We start from the raw sequence: 2,677 nt of genomic DNA on the forward strand, positions 1-2,677 counted from the left end.
CGCAACCCTGCATCGGGCCGCGTGATGGAGAAATGCGGGATGGTGCACGAAGGGCGGCTCCGTGAGCATGTCAGAAAATGGGGTGTCTATGAGGACGTCGACGTCTGGGGGGTCGTCTCCCCGTCGTTGGGGCCGGGATTGGTCGTATGAATGAACAGCCCGTCCTCATGACCGATCGTCTCCTCCTGCGGCCGTTCACCCTCAAGGACGCCCCGGTAGTCCGGCGCCTCGCCGGCGACTACGAGGTCGCGTCTCGCACACTTGATATACCATACCCCTACCCCGACGGGGCGGCGGAGGCCTGGATTGCCACCCACAAGTCTGAGTTTAGGAAAGGAAAGAGCGCCGTCTACGCCGTTACCCGGATCCGGGAAGGGGATCTTGTGGGCGCGGTTGGGCTTGTGGCGATCGACCGCCGTCACGGACGGGCTGAGCTCGGCTACTGGGTGGGGAGACCTTACTGGGGCCGGGGGTATGCCACCGAGGCGGCCCGGGCGGTGATTGAGTATGGGTTCTCCGCGCTCGGGCTGCACCGGGTCTACGCCATGCACCTCTCACGCAACCCTGCATCGGGGCGTGTGATGGAGAAGTGCGGGATGGTCCACGAGGCGCATCTTAGGGAGCATGGCCGGAGGGGGGAGGTCTATGAGGATATCGACGTCTGGGGGATCCTCCACGACGAGTGGCGGGTGCGTTGAACCGGGCGGTTCAACCTTCAAACCTCCGCTGTATGGGGAATTTATTAACCTCCCGATCGAGAGGAGAATGGGGAATGTGAATGGGGTTCGCCCCCACTCTATTGTTGACCCCGCCCCGGGGCTTTCGCCCGTGCTCAGTCAGACCTCCACCTAAATAGAGAGCCGGGCGGCTGCCTCTGCGGCGTAGAGCCTCTACCTCCTGACGAAGGCTGCGTAACCCCGAACTCCCCCCTCCCGGGTGACCGGAAGGATGAGAACCTCTTTTCCCTGGCGATCCAGCTGCCGTGCATAGGTGGCTGCAGCCTGCTGGGTTGCGTAGAGTCGGTCGGCGTAATACTCTTTCTCATCGATAACGCGGCGTTGCCGTATCTTGATCCAGTTTGCTTCCGGGCGCCGTTGCATACTCTTGATTGGAGCGAGGGGGCAATAGTTATTGTTAATCTCATCTCTCCTCACCGCCCCCTGCAGGTGGTCGGCCCAACCGCCCGCAACGTATTTCTGCTTTCGGTGCCCTTTTGGGCGCCGATATCATGACAGGAAGCGTCACCCGTACCATTACATACGGCCCAAAGAATCCGGGATTCTCAGCCCTCCTCTCGTTCATCTTCGCCGGACTCGGCCAGACGTATAACGGGCAGTTATCACGCGGTTTTCTCGTCCTTGCCGGAACACTGCTCGGAATTCTCGGTTTTGCCCCGGCTGGGGCTGCCATCTGGCTCTACGGTGCCTGCGACGCTTACATCACCGCACGGAAGATGAACGAAGGAAAGGTCCCCTACCGCGAAAGCAGCATCATTGCCGTCGTCCTCTTCGCCGCGATCTGGGTAGCCGGGCTTCTTCTCCTCTCTGCCGCCCCGGGGTAAGTATCATGGCGGTGACCCGGTCACCGCCCCGCTTCCTTCCGCTTCGCCCAGTAGGCCTCCGCCTCCCTCTCCATCTTCTCGAGCCGGTCGTAGTAGTCCGGGAACTCGTTTAGGTGCGCAAGTGCAATCTTTGCCGTCAGAAGAAGGTCGTCATCGGTGACGTTCGTCGCCGGATCATGGAGGCCGTGCTCAAGTTCCACGACCATCCCGCGTCGGAACTGGTCGACGTCGAACTCCTTCCATGTGATCCCGAGCTGCTCGCCCATCGCCTTTGCCTCGTCGGCGGTCACATCTCTTCGTGCCATATCCGTACCCTCATCGAACAGGATGGGGCCTTGAGGTCATGAGTCTGTCGGAGCTGGCGCTCCGGTGCGGGGCGGTGACGGTTCCCCGCCGGCTGTAGCCCCGGTCTCTCTTCCGGCTTTCACTCATGCTATTCGCCTCCAGCATCCACAACTCTTATCCATCCTCACCCCTCTACTCCTCCCCCATGCAGCGCCAGGCCGTCGAGTCTACCAACATCAAATCGGTCGGATACGACCCGGAAGACGAAGTTCTGGAGGTCGAGTTCCACAGCGGCGGGGTCTACCACTACGTCGGGGTGCCGGCCGAGGTCTATGAAGGGCTTCTCAATGCCCGGTCGAAGGGCCGGTACTTCGGGGACTTCATCCGGCTGCGCTATCCTTACGAGAAGGTTCGGTGATGGCAGGTCCCCCGTCGGCGGCACCCCGCCGCAACCGCTATCATCTTCGCCTGCCACAGACGCTCCCATGCCACAAGAGTCAGGTGTACGGTCTTTCGGCTACGACCCGACGACGAAGGCGCTTCTTGTCAACTGCGAGAACGGGAACTCTTACCGCTACGCCGGCGTGCCGAAAGAGGTCTATGACGATCTTCGCACGGCGGCATCAAAGGAACAGTTCATCCGCGAGTCCATAGAGGGCCGGTATCCCCGGGAGAAGTATCCCTGCATGGCGGTGGGGGAGGACGTCTGACCCCTGCTCACTCCTGCTCCGTTCGGAACTCCCTGAATGCCGAAAGGCTGCGCTGGCCTTCGGGGGTTTCCCTGAGGAACTTGAGGAAGAGCCGGAGCTGGTCCAGGGTCTCGGGGCTCAC

At 61.6% G+C, this 2,677-nt stretch carries 6 protein-coding genes; 4 read left to right on the top strand and 2 right to left on the bottom strand.

Annotated elements, in window-relative coordinates; translation table 11 throughout:
• The first annotated feature begins 146 nt into the window (after positions 1 to 146).
• Complete coding sequence (locus tag ACI94_RS04140; protein WP_286681131.1) at positions 147 to 698, top strand: GNAT family N-acetyltransferase; 552 nt, start codon at positions 147 to 149, stop codon at positions 696 to 698.
• Positions 699 to 890: 192 nt separating this feature from the next.
• Here the strand turns inward: ACI94_RS04140 and ACI94_RS04145 are convergent, their stop codons facing one another.
• Positions 891 to 1,100 carry a hypothetical protein gene (locus ACI94_RS04145; protein WP_066957972.1) on the bottom strand — a complete coding sequence of 70 codons (210 nt, stop codon included), beginning with the start codon at positions 1,098 to 1,100 and terminating at the stop codon, positions 891 to 893.
• A 128-nt stretch (positions 1,101 to 1,228) separates the two neighbouring features.
• Between ACI94_RS04145 and ACI94_RS04150 the strand changes: the two genes are divergently transcribed.
• On the top strand, positions 1,229 to 1,561 hold the full coding sequence (locus ACI94_RS04150; protein ID WP_066957974.1) for a hypothetical protein: 333 nt from the start codon (positions 1,229 to 1,231) through the stop codon (positions 1,559 to 1,561).
• 20 nt (positions 1,562 to 1,581) lie between these two features.
• Here the strand turns inward: ACI94_RS04150 and ACI94_RS04155 are convergent, their stop codons facing one another.
• Complete coding sequence (locus ACI94_RS04155) at positions 1,582 to 1,866, bottom strand: DUF5661 family protein (RefSeq protein ID WP_066957976.1); 285 nt, start codon at positions 1,864 to 1,866, stop codon at positions 1,582 to 1,584.
• A gap of 185 nt (positions 1,867 to 2,051) precedes the next feature.
• On the opposite strand from ACI94_RS04155, the gene ACI94_RS04160 reads away from it, so the two are divergent.
• Together ACI94_RS04160 and ACI94_RS04165 are read left to right on the top strand one after the other, a co-directional pair.
• Positions 2,052 to 2,264: a KTSC domain-containing protein gene (locus ACI94_RS04160; protein ID WP_066958176.1), complete on the top strand. Its 213-nt coding sequence runs from the start codon at positions 2,052 to 2,054 to the stop codon at positions 2,262 to 2,264.
• Positions 2,265 to 2,331: 67 nt separating this feature from the next.
• On the top strand, positions 2,332 to 2,556 hold the full coding sequence (locus tag ACI94_RS04165; RefSeq protein WP_066957978.1) for a KTSC domain-containing protein: 225 nt from the start codon (positions 2,332 to 2,334) through the stop codon (positions 2,554 to 2,556).
• The last annotated feature ends 121 nt before the right edge of the window (positions 2,557 to 2,677 follow it).

Source organism: Methanoculleus sp. DTU007 (genome assembly GCF_001512385.1).
GTDB lineage: Archaea > Halobacteriota > Methanomicrobia > Methanomicrobiales > Methanoculleaceae > Methanoculleus > Methanoculleus thermophilus.

Coding starts and splice junctions, on each gene's coding strand:
- ACI94_RS04150 (WP_066957974.1), top strand. CDS start 1,229: ATGACAGGAAGCGTCACCCGTACCATTACATACGGCCCAAAGAATCCG.
- ACI94_RS04160 (WP_066958176.1), top strand. CDS start 2,052: ATGCAGCGCCAGGCCGTCGAGTCTACCAACATCAAATCGGTCGGATAC.
- ACI94_RS04140 (WP_286681131.1), top strand. CDS start 147: ATGAATGAACAGCCCGTCCTCATGACCGATCGTCTCCTCCTGCGGCCG.
- ACI94_RS04155 (WP_066957976.1), bottom strand. CDS start 1,866: ATGGCACGAAGAGATGTGACCGCCGACGAGGCAAAGGCGATGGGCGAG.
- ACI94_RS04165 (WP_066957978.1), top strand. CDS start 2,332: ATGCCACAAGAGTCAGGTGTACGGTCTTTCGGCTACGACCCGACGACG.
- ACI94_RS04145 (WP_066957972.1), bottom strand. CDS start 1,100: ATGCAACGGCGCCCGGAAGCAAACTGGATCAAGATACGGCAACGCCGC.